At 56.4% G+C, this 14428-nt stretch carries 15 protein-coding genes and 5 pseudogenes; 10 read left to right on the forward strand and 10 right to left on the reverse strand.

Annotation, left to right across the window (positions count from 1 at the left end; translation table 11 throughout):
• Both BSG17_RS18485 and BSG17_RS27925 read left to right on the forward strand, forming a co-directional pair.
• On the forward strand, window positions 1-1155 hold a 1155-nt coding region (locus BSG17_RS18485), incomplete at its 5' end, for a heavy metal translocating P-type ATPase (RefSeq protein ID WP_139246695.1).
• On the forward strand, window positions 1152-1664 hold the full coding sequence (locus tag BSG17_RS27925; protein WP_342028348.1) for a DUF6610 family protein: 513 nt from the start codon (window positions 1152-1154) through the stop codon (window positions 1662-1664). The genes BSG17_RS18485 and BSG17_RS27925, both read left to right, overlap by 4 nt.
• 59 nt (window positions 1665-1723) lie before the next feature.
• On the opposite strand, the gene BSG17_RS18495 is transcribed toward BSG17_RS27925, so the two are convergent.
• Window positions 1724-2062: a Zn-dependent oxidoreductase gene (locus BSG17_RS18495; RefSeq protein ID WP_089826761.1), complete on the reverse strand. Its 339-nt coding sequence runs from the start codon at window positions 2060-2062 to the stop codon at window positions 1724-1726.
• A gap of 79 nt (window positions 2063-2141) precedes the next feature.
• On the opposite strand from BSG17_RS18495, the gene BSG17_RS18500 reads away from it, so the two are divergent.
• Together BSG17_RS18500 and BSG17_RS18505 are read left to right on the forward strand one after the other, a co-directional pair.
• Entirely contained in the window at window positions 2142-2507 is a 366-nt protein-coding gene (locus BSG17_RS18500; protein ID WP_244531596.1) for a winged helix-turn-helix transcriptional regulator, read from the forward strand.
• A gap of 268 nt (window positions 2508-2775) precedes the next feature.
• The gene (locus tag BSG17_RS18505) at window positions 2776-3162 is read left to right on the forward strand and encodes an ArsR family transcriptional regulator (RefSeq protein WP_089826763.1); all 387 of its coding nucleotides are present in this window, start codon (window positions 2776-2778) and stop codon (window positions 3160-3162) included.
• Window positions 3163-3621: 459 nt separating this feature from the next.
• Here BSG17_RS18505 and BSG17_RS28335 read toward each other — a convergent pair.
• A pseudogene (locus BSG17_RS28335) lies at window positions 3622-3855 on the reverse strand (hypothetical protein); the annotation flags it as partial.
• Between the two features lie 841 nt (window positions 3856-4696).
• Here BSG17_RS28335 and BSG17_RS18520 point away from each other — a divergent pair.
• Together BSG17_RS18520 and BSG17_RS18525 are read left to right on the forward strand one after the other, a co-directional pair.
• On the forward strand, window positions 4697-5665 hold the full coding sequence (locus tag BSG17_RS18520; RefSeq protein ID WP_089826765.1) for a transcription initiation factor IIB: 969 nt from the start codon (window positions 4697-4699) through the stop codon (window positions 5663-5665).
• An 80-nt stretch (window positions 5666-5745) separates the two neighbouring features.
• Window positions 5746-6195: a universal stress protein gene (locus BSG17_RS18525; RefSeq protein WP_089826935.1), complete on the forward strand. Its 450-nt coding sequence runs from the start codon at window positions 5746-5748 to the stop codon at window positions 6193-6195.
• 328 nt (window positions 6196-6523) lie between these two features.
• On the opposite strand, the gene BSG17_RS18530 is transcribed toward BSG17_RS18525, so the two are convergent.
• From BSG17_RS18530 to BSG17_RS18540, 3 genes are all read right to left on the reverse strand, one after another.
• The gene (locus tag BSG17_RS18530) at window positions 6524-6757 is read right to left on the reverse strand and encodes a DUF7521 family protein (protein ID WP_089826767.1); all 234 of its coding nucleotides are present in this window, start codon (window positions 6755-6757) and stop codon (window positions 6524-6526) included.
• A 59-nt stretch (window positions 6758-6816) separates the two neighbouring features.
• Window positions 6817-7356, reverse strand: a complete 540-nt coding sequence (locus BSG17_RS18535) for a DoxX family protein (RefSeq protein ID WP_089826769.1) — start codon at window positions 7354-7356, stop codon at window positions 6817-6819.
• Between the two features lie 251 nt (window positions 7357-7607).
• Window positions 7608-7805, reverse strand: coding sequence for a hypothetical protein (locus BSG17_RS18540; RefSeq protein WP_244531597.1), 198 nt, complete (start codon window positions 7803-7805; stop codon window positions 7608-7610).
• 340 nt (window positions 7806-8145) lie between these two features.
• Between BSG17_RS18540 and BSG17_RS18545 the strand changes: the two are divergent.
• The 3 genes and pseudogenes from BSG17_RS18545 (at window position 8146) to BSG17_RS18555 (ending at window position 9944) form a co-directional block, all read left to right on the forward strand.
• A pseudogene (locus BSG17_RS18545) lies at window positions 8146-8555 on the forward strand (TRAM domain-containing protein).
• Between the two features lie 430 nt (window positions 8556-8985).
• Complete coding sequence (locus BSG17_RS18550; protein WP_089826772.1) at window positions 8986-9324, forward strand: DUF8158 family protein; 339 nt, start codon at window positions 8986-8988, stop codon at window positions 9322-9324.
• A 146-nt stretch (window positions 9325-9470) separates the two neighbouring features.
• Window positions 9471-9944 carry a hypothetical protein gene (locus BSG17_RS18555; RefSeq protein ID WP_139246696.1) on the forward strand — a complete coding sequence of 158 codons (474 nt, stop codon included), beginning with the start codon at window positions 9471-9473 and terminating at the stop codon, window positions 9942-9944.
• Between the two features lie 230 nt (window positions 9945-10174).
• Here BSG17_RS18555 and BSG17_RS18560 read toward each other — a convergent pair whose 3' ends face one another.
• Both BSG17_RS18560 and BSG17_RS18565 read right to left on the reverse strand, forming a co-directional pair.
• Window positions 10175-10336, reverse strand: coding sequence for a hypothetical protein (locus BSG17_RS18560; RefSeq protein WP_244531598.1), 162 nt, complete (start codon window positions 10334-10336; stop codon window positions 10175-10177).
• A gap of 540 nt (window positions 10337-10876) precedes the next feature.
• Entirely contained in the window at window positions 10877-11596 is a 720-nt protein-coding gene (locus tag BSG17_RS18565; RefSeq protein ID WP_089826778.1) for an outer membrane protein assembly factor BamB family protein, read from the reverse strand.
• Here BSG17_RS18565 and BSG17_RS18570 point away from each other — a divergent pair.
• Window positions 11571-12185 (forward strand): annotated as a pseudogene (locus BSG17_RS18570) (DUF6610 family protein); the annotation flags it as partial. The gene BSG17_RS18565 and the pseudogene BSG17_RS18570 sit on opposite strands and share 26 nt — an antisense overlap.
• 84 nt (window positions 12186-12269) lie before the next feature.
• Here the strand turns inward: BSG17_RS18570 and BSG17_RS27935 are convergent.
• The 3 genes and pseudogenes from BSG17_RS27935 to BSG17_RS18585 all read right to left on the reverse strand — a co-directional run.
• On the reverse strand, window positions 12270-12677 hold the full coding sequence (locus BSG17_RS27935; RefSeq protein WP_089826781.1) for a TRAM domain-containing protein: 408 nt from the start codon (window positions 12675-12677) through the stop codon (window positions 12270-12272).
• A gap of 327 nt (window positions 12678-13004) precedes the next feature.
• Window positions 13005-13217: pseudogene (locus BSG17_RS27940) on the reverse strand (RNA-guided endonuclease InsQ/TnpB family protein); the annotation flags it as partial.
• 147 nt (window positions 13218-13364) lie between these two features.
• Window positions 13365-13793 (reverse strand): annotated as a pseudogene (locus tag BSG17_RS18585) (RNA-guided endonuclease InsQ/TnpB family protein); the annotation flags it as partial.
• Window positions 13794-14428 lie beyond the last annotated feature (635 nt).

Below are 14428 nucleotides of genomic sequence, written 5' to 3' on the forward strand. Positions count from 1 at the left end.
GCCGTCGCGTGGGTCGTCGCCACCGGGTTCAACATCACCGTCCTCGAGCGCGTCGTGACTGTACTGGTCATCGCGTGTCCCCACGCACTCGGTCTAGCCGTCCCGCTCGTGGTCGCGATCAACACCTCGACGGCTGCCCAGAATGGGATGCTCATCCGCGACCGCATTGCTATGGAGGAAGCCCGGAACCTCGATACGGTGATGTTCGACAAGACGGGCACACTCACGAAGGGCGAACAGGGCGTCGTCGGCATCCAGACGGCGGCCGACTGGGACGAAGAGCGAGCGCTCGAAATCGCCGCCGGCGTCGAGGGCGACTCCGAGCACATGATTGCCCGTGCCATCCGGAACGCCGCCGAGGAACGGGACATCCAGCGGGTGCAGGTCTCGAACTTTGAGAACCTTCGCGGTCTCGGTGTCAAGGCGACCGTCGACAGCGAGACGGTGCACCTCGGTGGCCCTAACCTGATCGAGAAACTTGGAATCGAACGATCCGACGACATTGTCTCGTTCGCCGACGAAGCCGGTACGAACGCTCAGACCGTCATCTACCTCATTCTGAACGAGGCTGAGGTTGTGGCGGCGTTCGCCCTCGCGGACGTTATCCGGGAGGAGAGTCGGCAGGCTATCGAGGCGCTGCACGGGATGGGCATCGAGGTGGCGATGCTGACCGGGGATTCCGAAGATGTCGCGAAGGCCGTCGCCGAGGAACTCGGCATTGACCAGTACTTCGCGGAAGTCCTGCCCGAGGAGAAGGACACGAAGGTCGAACAACTCCAGTCTGAGGGGAAGTTGGTCGCGATGGTCGGTGACGGCGTTAACGATGCCCCGGCACTCACAAGAGCCGACGTGGGTATCGCCATCGGCTCCGGGACCGACGTCGCCATCGAGTCGGGCGACATCATCCTCGTCGACAATAATCCGTTGGACGTGGTGCGGCTCATCCGACTCTCGAAGGCAAGCTATCGGAAGATGCAGGAGAACCTCGTCTGGGCGACCGGCTATAACGTCGTCGCACTCCCGCTCGCCGCCGGCATTCTCGCCCCGATCGGGATTCTGCTATCGCCGGCGATCGGTGCCGTGTTCATGTCGTTGTCGACGATCATCGTCGCGATCAACGCCCGCCGGCTCAAGGGGGTCGATCTCTCGGCATGAGGACGCTGATCGTCGGGGGCTACGGATCGGTCGGCCACACGATAGCGGAGGAACTAGCCACAGCATCCGAAGGACCGGGCTCGGTGATAGTCGCTGGCCTCGATTGGAACGGACTCCATCGCGGAGCGCAGTTCGGCGAATTCTGGACGGGAAATGGGTGGGACGACAGCGGTCGCGACGCCGACCACCTGACGGTTCGAACAACGGTCCGTCATGGACTTAGCCACGTCCGTTCGTTTTGGGAGAGTCAAGGCGTCTGGCCGGGGAGACCAACCGAGAACGCTGGCCAGATACAGTATCAGCCCCCGACACCGGCTGACCTTCACTCCTCGGCCTGTGCCGAGTGTGAAGACGACGTCTGGACGGGGTCGCGTGATCCATTCGTCGCGGAGTACGATACGGGGGACGTTTGTGGATACTGCTGTTACGAGTGTTACTTCACGCACCGCACTCAGAACCATCTCGAGGAAGTCATGGGTGAGGCCAGTGTCTACATCCCGCCCAAGTAGTATGATCTCGGGTTCCAAGCGCACTCGAAGGAAATCTTTCTCGTGAATTGAAGTGACGTCTACAGTGCCTCCGCTTCTAGTCGGTTGACCAGACCATCACGGAACAGCTGTCGTGTCCCGTCGGGGCCCATGATGGTCAGCACCGTCTCCTCGTACGGTGGCGACACTGTGAGTTCGTACTCGGCAAACGCACAGCACTGCAGCTCTGCCGAGATGAACTGAGCAACTGCGATGAGCGACTCGTCAACTCCGTCAAACCGAATCGACACGCCGTCTTCGAACTCCTCAAACCCGATATAGGTAGTGATGAGACGCGAACGAACCTCCTCACTTCGCTCGCGCTTCTGTTCTTCGGTGAGCGTACACGCAACCTCTTGTGACAAGTCGTTTTGACTCATGGTACGCCATTACTTTGAAGACGGAAGTGCTTATACTGTCAAGTCCGAAGTATTGCACCAAATTCGGTGAATGAAAGCTATGGCAGAAACACCAGACTCGTCACCTGACATCCCAGAGATACAGAACACAGAGACCACCTGCTACTGCCCGTTGGGCGGCGTGATAGACCTGCTCAGTCGCCGGTACGCGATGCAGGTGATCTGTGTGGTTGGCGCAATCGGCCCGGCGAGATATGGCGAGATCGAGGAGACGTTCGGCGAGGTGAGCAGTTCGACGCTGTCGACCCGTCTCGATGAGCTCGTCGAAGCAGGCATCCTCACCCGAGAGCAGTACGCGGAGATCCCACCCCGCGTCGAGTATGAACTCACTGAAATGGGCGACGAACTCCGCGAGCGACTCGATCCGCTCCTCGAGTGGATAGATGAGCAGGAGAACAACAGATGACGCTCAGAGAGGGCAACGGACCTACTTTGCGAGCTCAATACTCGTCGTCATCTCCATGTACCGAATGCGGACACAGTGGTGTCCGTCGTCGCCGGCTGCTTGATCGGCTGACTCTGCAGTGACAATCTGCAGTCGACCAATATCCACCACACGACGAAGTTCGTGGGCTTTCTCCTCGAATCTGTGTGAGCTGTGATCATTAGATTATAGGGGGTACACATCACAACCCAAACTCCGAAACTGTGGGCTAGTAAGTCGGTGTTCTCGTATAGCTGACCAGTATTCCGAAGTATCCGAAAAGAGTGCTCCACCAAGCCTATTATACCCAAATAGACGGAAGATTCTTCGATTCCTCGCAGCGACCCCGGAGACTGGCTATCGAGCAGGAGAGATTGCCGAAGCGCTTGAACTCCCACGAGGAAGTGTTGGCATGACACTGAGCCGACTCCACGACCAGGGGTTTGTGTGCGATAAGGGCGCGTATTGGGCGATCAGACTTGGTGCGTACGATTCACACACAACGAGTTTGATTGCCCTCGCGGCCGTGAGCGAGCAATTCGAGGGTGATTGTTACAATGAGAATCCAGATTGGGACACAAATCTCCCAGACCTCGACGAGTATGAGGATACAGACGCTGATTCGGAGCAGGCCTAATGTATGAGCGCGGCGTAATCGTCGCCGCAGCGGATCCATTCGGGCATACTCCCCAACGTCCGTATCTCATTATCAGCGCTCGAATCATCCATTTGCTGGCAAGCAGTACATTGCACTCGGCATTACGACGAACGAGTATCCGGACAGTCTCGCCCTTGAGGAGCATTCGAGGTTGGAACACTCGATCGAGAGTCGTTTGTTTCGCCGTGGGCCGTCGTCTCGTTGATGGATGGTGATATCGAGCGTGCCGTTGCTCTGGTTACTGAAGAGCTCACGGACACAGCAGTTGCTCAGCGGACGAGGTACGTTCAGTAACCCTCCACAACAGGTTCCCTATTCTGACGACGGTTCAAGATTCGTCGACAGCATCACCACGTCGGATTCAGCGACGACGTCGTGGATACTGTGATGAATCCCAATGCGCTCAAGGAGGTCACTCATTACGCTCAACACGGTTTCGAGAGCGTGCTTGAGTTCGTGGTCACGATACTGTCCACCCGCGAGACTGTCGTTGCGTTGTGAAGAGACAATGATGCTCAGCATCGCCAGGTCAACGAGGAAATCACGGACGCGACGGCTCGTTCGACTATCAAGTGCTGCGAGCTCACAGAGTTCTTGATAGCGTTGGAACACTACTTGTGAGCGAGCTGGTATCCAGTGTTCTGTCGGACACCACTGTTTCCAGTGCTTCAACTGATTTCAGTGGTTGAAGAGAAGAATCTGTCGCGAAGTGCCGTGAGTAGGTCTACGATCACGTTTCGGCGGCCCCCCGACATAGAGAGAGTGCCGTTTCCAGTGCTTTCTCACGAGTCTTGCTTGAACAAGGAGTCGTCCTCTGTTCACAGCTGATGGTGATTCTACTGTAGTTGAAACCGCTGAGCTCAACAGGACATCCACAGAGGGGCTACACACCTCGTATTCACTGTATAGGGTGCATAACAGGCCAACCAGACAGATGGATACGGAGGCTCACCCCTATCGATTTGTTCACCAGAAAAATCTGGGTGGTACGAGATGGCTATCGAGGCTAAGACGAAGAAAGCCTTGAGAAAGACTGGACACTGTTTGCTACGATACCGGTTTTGGAACCACCCTCACACCTCTATCGATTAGTTCTCCCACGAAAGATTCGGAAGAGGACAGTTTGGTATCGAGAGGAACCATTGGATACGGTGAGTACACAACCTCTATCGTTCTCGTCCGCTTTATATGCATATTCTACCTCTGTTCGGCAGATGGAATGGCTATAGAACAAGTCGATAGGGGTGTGTCTGTAGTGGTTGGGGGTTCCCACAACAAATCGATAGAGGTGTCTGTCTCGGGTCGTACTCAGGATCTCACGTCGCAAAACTGGTGTGAGGTTAGGTATCTCACCGTACTATCCACGATGACGACCGGTTAGAGCACTGGAAGTGGTGGTGTGTGCGATGGTCGGTGCTGGTTTGCGCTTAGCGCGTGCGACGGGCACTTTCCCCGAGGTGCAGTCCGACTCCTCGATTGGTGTCGTCCCAGCCCTTTTATTTCAGGAACCTGAATCTGCGGTAATGGCAGACATTCGTCACAATGTACTGAGACACCCGAATCTGAAGAGACAGCGACTGAACAGCAGTCAGTAACACAGACCTGCCCGGAGTGTGAATCGGAAGCAATTATTCAGGACGGAGACGAACTGCTGTGTGAGGACTGTGGGCTCGTCCTCGATGAACAGGCGATTGATCACGGCCCAGAGTGGCGGGCGTTCAACGCCAGCGAGCTCGATTCGAAATCCCGTGTTGGGGCGCCAACCACCCAGACGATGCACGACAAGGGGTTGACGACGACGATTGACTGGAAGAACAAAGACGCCTACGGGAACTCACTCTCCTCAAAAAAGCGCAAGCAGATGAGCCGGTTGCGAACGTGGCAAGAGCGCGTCCCGACGAAAGACGCTGGCGAGCGAAACCTCCAGTTTGCGCTCTCAGAGATGGGTCGGATGGCTTCGGCACTCGGTGCCCCACGGTCAACACGTGAGGTCGCATCTGTCATCTATCGGCGCGCCCTCAACGAGGACTTAATCCGTGGGCGGTCGATCGAGGGGGTCGCGACGGGTTGTCTGTATGCGGCCTGCCGTCAGGAAGGAATTCCACGCAGTCTCGATGAAGTAGCCGACGTCTCGCGGGTCCCCTATAAAGAGATTGCTCGCACCTACCGCTATATCGCCCAAGAATTGAGCCTGGAGATGCGGCCGGTCGACCCGAAAGGGTTCGTGCCGCGATTTGCTTCCGAATTGGACGTGCCTGAAGAAGTCGAACAGAAAGCAAACGAGATTATCGACATATCCGCTGAAGCGGGGTTGCTCTCCGGAAAGTCACCAACCGGGTTCGCGGCCGCAGCACTCTACGCAGCGGGGTTGCTCTGTAATAAAAAGCGGACACAACGAGAAGTGGCTGACGTGGCACAAGTGACTGAAGTAACGATACGGAACCGGTATCAAGAACAGATTGATGCGATGGGCATTCACTGAGTAGCAGTTGCTCGAAAGCGATTTCATAGCCAGCTATTTGGCCAGTGGACACTTCCCGTATGATTGTGAAAGGTCCGCTAATGTACGACCGAATCCTACTTCCGACGGATGGGAGCGATGGGACAGAAACCGCTGTCGAGCAGGCGATCGAACATGCAAAAACGTATGATGCAGAGTTGCACGTACTCCACGTCATCGACCAATCGGTAGTTGATCTCAGTGGAACGCCAGCATCGGGTGGGGTCACTGCGGATATGCTTCGTGAACAACTTGATGATGAAGGTCAGACACACGTTGAGACCGTTGCGGCACAGGCAACCCAAGCTGGCGTTCCAACGACCACAGAGGTGGTCGACTATGGACACCCCCACGAAAAAATCACGTCGTATGCAACAGACCACGGAATCGATCTGATTGTCCTTGGAACTCACGGGCGGTCTGGAATCGACCGCCATCTCTTGGGCAGCGTCGCTGAAAAGGTGATTCGAACTGCAGAGGTTCCCGTGCTGGCTGTGCAACTTGCTGAGTGACACTTTTTCAGCGCGTGGGGTCGAGCGGAGTGCTGGCCACCAGGGGAGTGACTGGCGGCCGGCGATGGTTCGGAGTGTCACGACCGACGAGAAAAGCGCCGATCGTGATGTTAGGGCCGGATATCTGGCGTGCGTCAATGGACGCACAGATGGGTATGATGGACCGTTCGTTATCAACCTGTCCGTTGGAACTCGTTGATTACGCTCTCCATTGTTGCGTTGCTGTGCGCAATTCAATTACTGACTCAAAAAAGTCGAGCCTACGTCCGAGTTGGGCGAGCGTCTTCCGCGTACACCGAGTAGAGGAGGACTCCAAACCCGATCGTGGTCACCACACTTTCGACGAGCGCGCCTGTATGACCACACCGTCCACGACGAGGTCGACTCCACCTACAAGACCGATCGCAAGCGTGACAAGACCGACCCCAAGAGCGAAGAGCCACATCGGAGACGATGCCCGCCGCCGACTCGCACGGAATGCGAGAACAGTGATGAGTCCACCAAGGACAAGCGACGCCATTTTCGTGAGGACCACGAACGTCAGTAGTTCGTATTGGTTCATGGTCGTTTTTCTCTCGGGAAGCTCTCAAAACGGCTTCTGCGAGGGAATCCCGCGGGATTTCAGCCGAGGAGGTACCGAAGCACCGGGCGCTGGCGGACAGCGTCGTACTTCTCGATGACAGCGTCGAGGCCGAAGATGCGGCCCGCCGCGAAGACGCCGACGAATAGGAACATCAGCAGTCCGAACAGGTCGGCGTTGACGTAGCCGTGTGCCCAGTCGGCCTTCCCAAGGTAGAAGAACACCATCAGGAGGCCACCGAAGAACGCCGCGAGGCGAACCAGCGCGCCCACGATGAGGCCGAGTCCGATGAGCGTCTCACCGACGGGAATCATGAAGTTCGTGAACTCCAGCAGCCACGGTGTACCAGCGGCCCACGCGAAGAACCCGTGGATGGGTGACGCCGTCGTGCCGTTGGCCAGCCAGCCACCCGCGTTGAACGGTTCGGGAGCCAGCAGCTTCGTGTAGCCGGCGTGGAAGAACCAGTAACCGGTAACGAGGCGAATCAGGACGGTAGTGTAGCCTGCAACACTGTCAGCGTAGTTGAACTCGATACTCTTGCCGAACCAGCTTGCCTGTTGGGTTGGTTGTTGAGTGGACATGAGAGATACCTTAACAAATGAATAGTTGCACCACGAGAGTATATCAATAGAAGCTGGTTCTAACTGAGTGAGAATCGTGCAGCGACGCGTGAGGGACGATACTCTGCTGGTGGTGCGTCTGGTACACTACGCTCGTTATGACATTGCGTGATACAGTAACTCACACAATATCCTTGGCTATCTGATTCTGAGTGAGGGACAATCTACGTTCATCAGTCTGATCTTGGCCACGACACGTGGCGTCACAGCCGTCACTTCGTGATTCGCAGACCCGTGTCGGTCTCGTAGAGATAGCCTTTCAACAGCAGCTGTTCAAGGAGCGCTTCGGCCTCGGAGTGCTCGACGTCGCCGGTACTGATCCAGTCGATCGCTGTGTCGTGTGTGAATGGCTCGTCTGTTGCAACCGTCTGTTCGATCTGTTCGAAGGCTGTTTGTTGTGTTGGGGTCAATCGGTTCGACGAATGCCGCATGAGGAGTCCGTTGCGTCGCGGCTACCGTGATTGTTGGGGTTGGGTGTAACTGCGCGAACTGTCGAGACAGCGTTTGGGACGCCTACACCACCCTGGAAATCATTTCAGAGTTTTCTTTGTCGCCCCCGTGGGAGCCGTCGGTTGATTTTCGTGTCTCTTCTTTGCAGATGGGCGCTCGAGCGTCGGCATGGTGCCGATTAACCAACACGCTCGATTTTGTTGGTTGATGAGTTGCGAATGGCCCGCTCAAGTGGCAGTGTACGATGCGAACGACCCAGACCAGTATACAGTGATCTCTCGAAACACGCCCACTACACCGATGGTCGAGATTCCTGACTCACTGCAGTGTCTGTGTACTGCGTCTGTGACCGAACAAGGAAGATCGTACCGTATCGAGATCCCACGTGACGAATTGAGCATAGCGAACTCGACGTCGGCGAGTTCTATCGTGTTGACGTGCTCACGCACACTGCCGCGGCGTCGCCGAGTGAGTCCTCCGACGCCGCCCCGAACGCGGCGCCAGAGACACAGCAGGGGCCGCCCGTCGATGAGGGTGAGCTCCGTGAGGTCACGATCGAGACGCTCGGTGAGCAAGGTGACGGTATCGCGAAGGTCGAACGTGGCTACGTCGTCATCGTCGACGGCGGTCGGCCTGGCGAAACTGTAGAGGTTGACGTGCATACGGTTCGTGAGAACGTCGCCTTCGCCGAGATTATTGCCGACTTGTAGCGGTGAGAGCCCAGCAGAAAGATCAGTGTTTACGGTGTCGGCCGTTCGCGGCCCGAACTCATACCTCCCTCGAGGGCAGGTGTAGCTATATGGGAAAATTCACCAGTTCGGTCTCGACTCAACGCCTCGTCGTACTGACGCTGTTGTCGACAATGACTGGTGGAGCGGGATTTTGGCTCTGGCGAAGGCAGGCACCACTCTCACAATGGTATCGAGAACACACTGAACAGCGGTTTAACTAGTGGAGACGTATCAACGAGACAAAAACAATTCGGGCTATTGCTCTCAGCACAGTGCCGATCGCAACTGGAATCGGAACGGCGGCTCGATACGCTCGAAGAGGCACTCGCAGATCTTCGCCGGCAGCGGCAACTGGAATCTGACACATCGGAGGTAACTAACGGACATACCGAGAGGCTCTAACAGAAACATGTCCGACACCGATGCTCGATATAACGTTCGCGACTGTACGCAGAATCCCGATCACGCATCGATCAACGAGGTCTGTGAGCGACTCGTGTCGCGAGCGAAGAATCCGCGATCCAATCATCAAAATGTGCATTTCGACGTCGCAATGGCCACCGTTGTTGACCGCTATGGTGAGGCGGCCGTTCGAGAGATCGTCCAACTTGTCCTTGTCGGGGATGTCTCGTTTCGAACTGCGGCCGCGGACCTCGATATGCGTTCGGTCGACGGCGTCCGAATCGGTACGACGGCACAGTGGATTCTGGGGGAATTGAATAGCACGACAACGGACAACTCTGAGTGACCGGCGAACGGCGTCGGTGTCCCGTACCGCCACGCTATCAGTGTGCCACGAATTCCTAGCGCGGTAGTCTACTCGATTCGTCTCACGATGGGGTGTCGTCTTCGCCACGGGATGTCGTTAAGATTCAATCCACTGTACTGTTCAGTATGAATCTCCCGAGACCCTCGCTTCGCGATGTTGCCCGCGGCGCTGGTGTACTCGCGGTGCTCAGCGGCGGGTATGGGTTCTTGGCGATGCTAGGTGCATTCGGACCCGTTTCTTGTTGGACGAGTCGGACAGCCACCGAGACCAGCAGCGGAGCGTCCACTACTGTGGTCACTCGTGGCTGTGAGGCAGGTATCGACTATCTCTTCGGAAGCACGGGTGGAAATGCTCCGGTTCTGTTTTTCTGGGCCGTGATGCTCATCGGGCTTGTTGCCATCGGTGGCGGTGCTGCGTGGGGTGGCTATCGACACCTCACTTGGGCAAGCGCAGTCGTTGGGACAATCATCTCGATCATCGGTGTGATGAGCATTGGATGGTACTTCATGTTCCCAACGCTGTGCTTGCTGATTGCCGCGATTGCGCTCACTGTCAAGGCCCGCCGAGAGAGCACTGGGAGACGCCCAACGGCAATTTGAGAACGGCATCCGCCACGACGAGGGAGATTCCGGTTCTCCAGCGAAGATCACCTCGTGTTGGACTTGATCGACTGTACCGCTCCATGCTCAGTTGAGAGCACCGGAAACGGTGGTGTCTGTATCAGGTACGCAAGCGTGGTAACCAACGCAAGTCGCCTAATTCCAGAGCTGTTGGGTGACAGAATTGCGAGTGCGTTGCGTCTCAGTTTCGAAGGCTCGTATGAGTGTATTCAACCAGTGAGCCGAAGCCCATCCGTTGCTTCGTAGAGATAGCCTTTCAACAACAACTGCTCGAGGAGATCCTGTGCCTCGGGCCGCTCGAAGCCACCTGCAGTGAGGAGATCGACAGCTGCGTCGTGCGTAATCGTTTCATCGTCATTGACACCCTGCATGATGAGTCCAAGAGCAGCCTCTTGTGATGGTGTCAGTGGAGTCGACGAATTCTGCATTATCTCGAGTTCTGTCAGCGACCACCGAGACTGTTGGGGTTATCCATTGACCTCCTCCGCTCTCAGTCGCCATTCGTTGGGCTGAAAGCTCTGTGTTGGGAGGAACTTTGACCCGAGCTGTGGACTACTGTCTCAAGACACCGTAGCCGTACACCCCATTCGTTAAGGGGCCATCTACACGACGGCGAAAGACGAATGTGGTCCTATGGGTCAGATATGGATCGCAGAGTGTCACACCTGCGGCACCGATGATGGCCCAATCTGGCGGGAACACCGTCGTGAATCTTGGAGTAGGGGTGAGCAGCATAACTCGGAGTCTGCGAGCGACACAGCTGAGAACGATCCGGTTCTCGTCTGTCTTACCTGTGGTACGACTCGAGGTCGACACCCCTATCGTGAGTAACTTCGCGACTTCAGAGGAAGTACCGACAGTTAGAACCCGCCGATTGCACGAAATCACCAAATAATCCGTTCGATTTTCTGTTACTTGTGGGCACCAATCGCGTAGATCCATCCGTCAGCGATCCCGACGTAACACATCCCGTGTGCCAGTGCGACTTCTGTGTCCATGATGTAGCCCGCCATCCCGAAATCTGGGACTGGAATGTTGATCGTCCATACAGGACTGTCGCTCGTCTCGTAGACAACGACAGAATCGCTCCACGGAACGACCACACCACCGTCGCCAAAAACGGGTGACTGATTGGCGCCATGTTCCGTCGACTGCCAGCGAATCGACCCATCAGAGATATCGATCGCGACGAGCCCACCGTGATAGGTATTCACGTATGCAGTATCCGCTGGTGAGGGAATCACGTTCCCATAGTCTTCGTCGACGATGGCCGTCCGCCACAACACGGTTCCATCGGCGGTATCGGCTGCGACGAGTTCTTCGGCGATGCCCGGGACGTACAGACGGCCGTCGGCGACCGTTGGTGTCCCTTGAATGTCAGGACAACACTCATCCGGTGTGGCAATCTGTTCGCTCCAGCGTGGCTCACCAGTGGCCGCATCAAGTGCCGCAATACGCCCGTCGGTTAACCCCACGTAGACGCCGTCACGATCCGCACAAGTCGCCGTGTAGCACTCCCCGTCAATGGGTGTTCGCCACTGTCGGGTACCATCCAGCGAATAGGCATACACCGCGTTGTCGTCGTCGCGCGTCGCCAGGTAACACGTACTTGAGGAGATACCAGACGACATCGTCGTCGGCTACTCCCGTGGTTACGCGGATATCTTAGCACACGACTTCTCAGATCCGGTGGAGTGGCGAGGCCGTCGAGTCCACATCCTCGGAGGTAGTCCACCCAAGCAACTCACCGTCATCGACCAGTTGACGCAACCGACGCTGACAGGTGACCCACCGGCCGACATCGTCGGCCTCGATTGGAACGGTCTGCATCGCGGTGCGCAGTTCGGCGAGTTCTGGACGGATAGTGGGTGGGACGATAGCGGTCGCGACGCCGACCACCTGATGGTCCGAGCAACGGTCCGGCACGGGCTTGGCCACATCCGTTCGTTTTGGGAGAATCAAGGCGTCTGGCCGGAGAGATCAGTGGATCGGGCTGGTCAGACTCAGTATCAGCCCCCGACACCGGCCGACCTTCACTCATCAGTTTGTACCGAGTGTGAAGACGACGTCTGGGCGGGGTTGCGTAGCCCATTCGTCGCGGAGTACGATACTGGAGAGATTTGTGGGTACTGCTGCTACGAGTGTTACTTCACGCACCGCACTCGGAACCATCTCGAGGAAATCATGGGCGAAGCCAGTGTCTACATCCCGCCCGCGTAGTATTATCTCGGGTTCCAAGTTCGCTCAGAACGCGAGTTTCTCCGAGCGTCACCCTCACGCACCAAGACCATTTTCCGGTCTCGGTTACTCGTAGTAGGGTTTTCGCTCAATCACATCTGCAAAGCCAACTGACTCGCTCACATCAGTGACCTCAACAGTTACTCGTTCGCCTTGTTCAGTATCAGGGATGACGAGAACGTATCCACGGTCAGTACGGGCAATGCCATCGCCCTGGTCCCCGATATCTTCGATGTCGACGGTCCGCTGATCTCCTTTCTCAACCGGTGCGAGGCTCTCCCGGTTCTGCACCACCTCGGGGGTTGACCGAGTGGTATCGTTAGTATCAGTCGCAAAGACAGCCACGCGGTGAACATCACCCACTTGGACATCGCCTGTTGTCACTTCTTCTTTCGGCACTTCGAGAACGTATGAGCCTCGCTGCTCATCTACCCGGGCGCTGAAGAGGCAAAGTAAGTCATCTGGAATTTGCATGTGTAACGCTCGTCTGTGAATCTTGTTGCTCTCTCACCTTAACTTGGTGATTAGCAGTACGGAGGACACGTCTACGGCATCGTTGTGAACTCAGGTAGTGAGGCACTGAGCCGAAGGCTGAGAAACCGCTCCTCGCCGGCGAGTTTTTTCTGCCCCCGAAGGGTGCGGGGCATTCCAAACTGGAGTGCTCGCGAGACAACGCATGGCGACGAGTGACTACGCAGTGGTGTCGTTCGACGACTCCGACACTCGGCGTGACCAGATGCACAGTACTATCGATTAGTGGATCGACGACCTCGTCGAATCCGTCGACGACGCACAAACGAGCGCAGTGGACTGCTCATCGTTTTCAGTTCGGCGCATCTGTGCGTAGAGATAGAACGATTCAGTAGAACGGTCATACTGCAACGTGGACATACGAAACTCGTAGTCCTCGTTTAACAGGTACTCACCAATCAGCGTTCCCTCCGAGTGCTCGGGAATGGGTGTGATAACGATTCTATACTCACATGCACAACATTCATTCATTTTCTTACTACTGTTCAGGTTTCCACTTTTTTGAATGTTAGTACATGCCATCTGTGCTCCCGTCCGTACCGAGTCAGCAGCAGGGTTTCCCAGATCGTCAGAGCCGCTTGCATATGTTATATAGTTGTGAGCTACCCTCCCTACCGCTCGCCTAACGGCTCACTTGAGGATGGGGCTTCCTGCTTCCGAGACGTGCTTTGCAGGAACCGAAGTGGTTCCCGTAGGGAGCGCAGTCTCCACGGGCGTTAACGAATCGCGGCGCGATTCGTTCGCCACCCAGAAATCAAAGATTTCTGGTGACGTTGATTCGGAACGTCCCGCTCCTAACTGCTTGATACCACGAGAAAGAATATTCTACACCGCGTTCCAGTCTCGATCTGCGGTAAAGCCACAACTCGGACACGAGTGTTCACGCACCCACAGTGACTTGTCAGTCTCGACACCGCACGCCGCACACTCCTTTGTCGTCCCTCTCGAGTCAACAGCGACAAAGTGCGCACCCTCACGCTCGCACTTGTATTCGAGTAACGAGAGGTACATTCGCCACGCCACAGACACTGTGTTGCGGCTGTTTGATGGCGGTTCCACCCAGTGAAAAGGAGCCGATTCACACCAACTGGTGACCGAGTGTGATAATGGTTGACCGAACGGAGACTACCCCGTGGTTCCTCACGATGGGCGGCAGTGCGATCTTTTTCGAGCGGCAGAACATCGCGCCGATGCTTGAGATGGCCGCCGAGCACGGTGTCGCCGTCTCCGGCTCCCTTTCGCACTCATTTCGGTCATCGCCATCGGTGGCATGGCCTGGGAGTTCCATCAGGTTGATCCGCTACTCTCCGACAAGCACGATTCGGCAGTCGCTGAGCGGGCTGGTTCGCCGAACCGGGCGGGGGCAAGCGTCGACGACGACTAAGACTCGAGCGGCAACCACCTCCCAAATAATGTCGATCAGTTAATACGGAGTGGTTTTAGCCCACTCGCTATTCATATGGTCACCATCAACACGCAACGGTCGGGGTAACTCTGATCGGTCACCGGCATTCAGGTGCGTCCACACACTGGATAGTATCCTCACCGTTTACCCTTTGGTCGATTATCTTGTGGTCAAGGCGCGAGGCGATTGACTCGAGTACGCTGCCACCGCTGACGTGGTCAAAGACGGACCAGACACAGCAGAAGTCACGGAAGTGCGAGTCCGATTCGAGGAGAGCAGATGGTCGCAA

The sequence above is a fragment of the Halogranum amylolyticum genome (genome assembly GCF_900110465.1).
GTDB classification, from domain to species: domain Archaea; phylum Halobacteriota; class Halobacteria; order Halobacteriales; family Haloferacaceae; genus Halogranum; species Halogranum amylolyticum.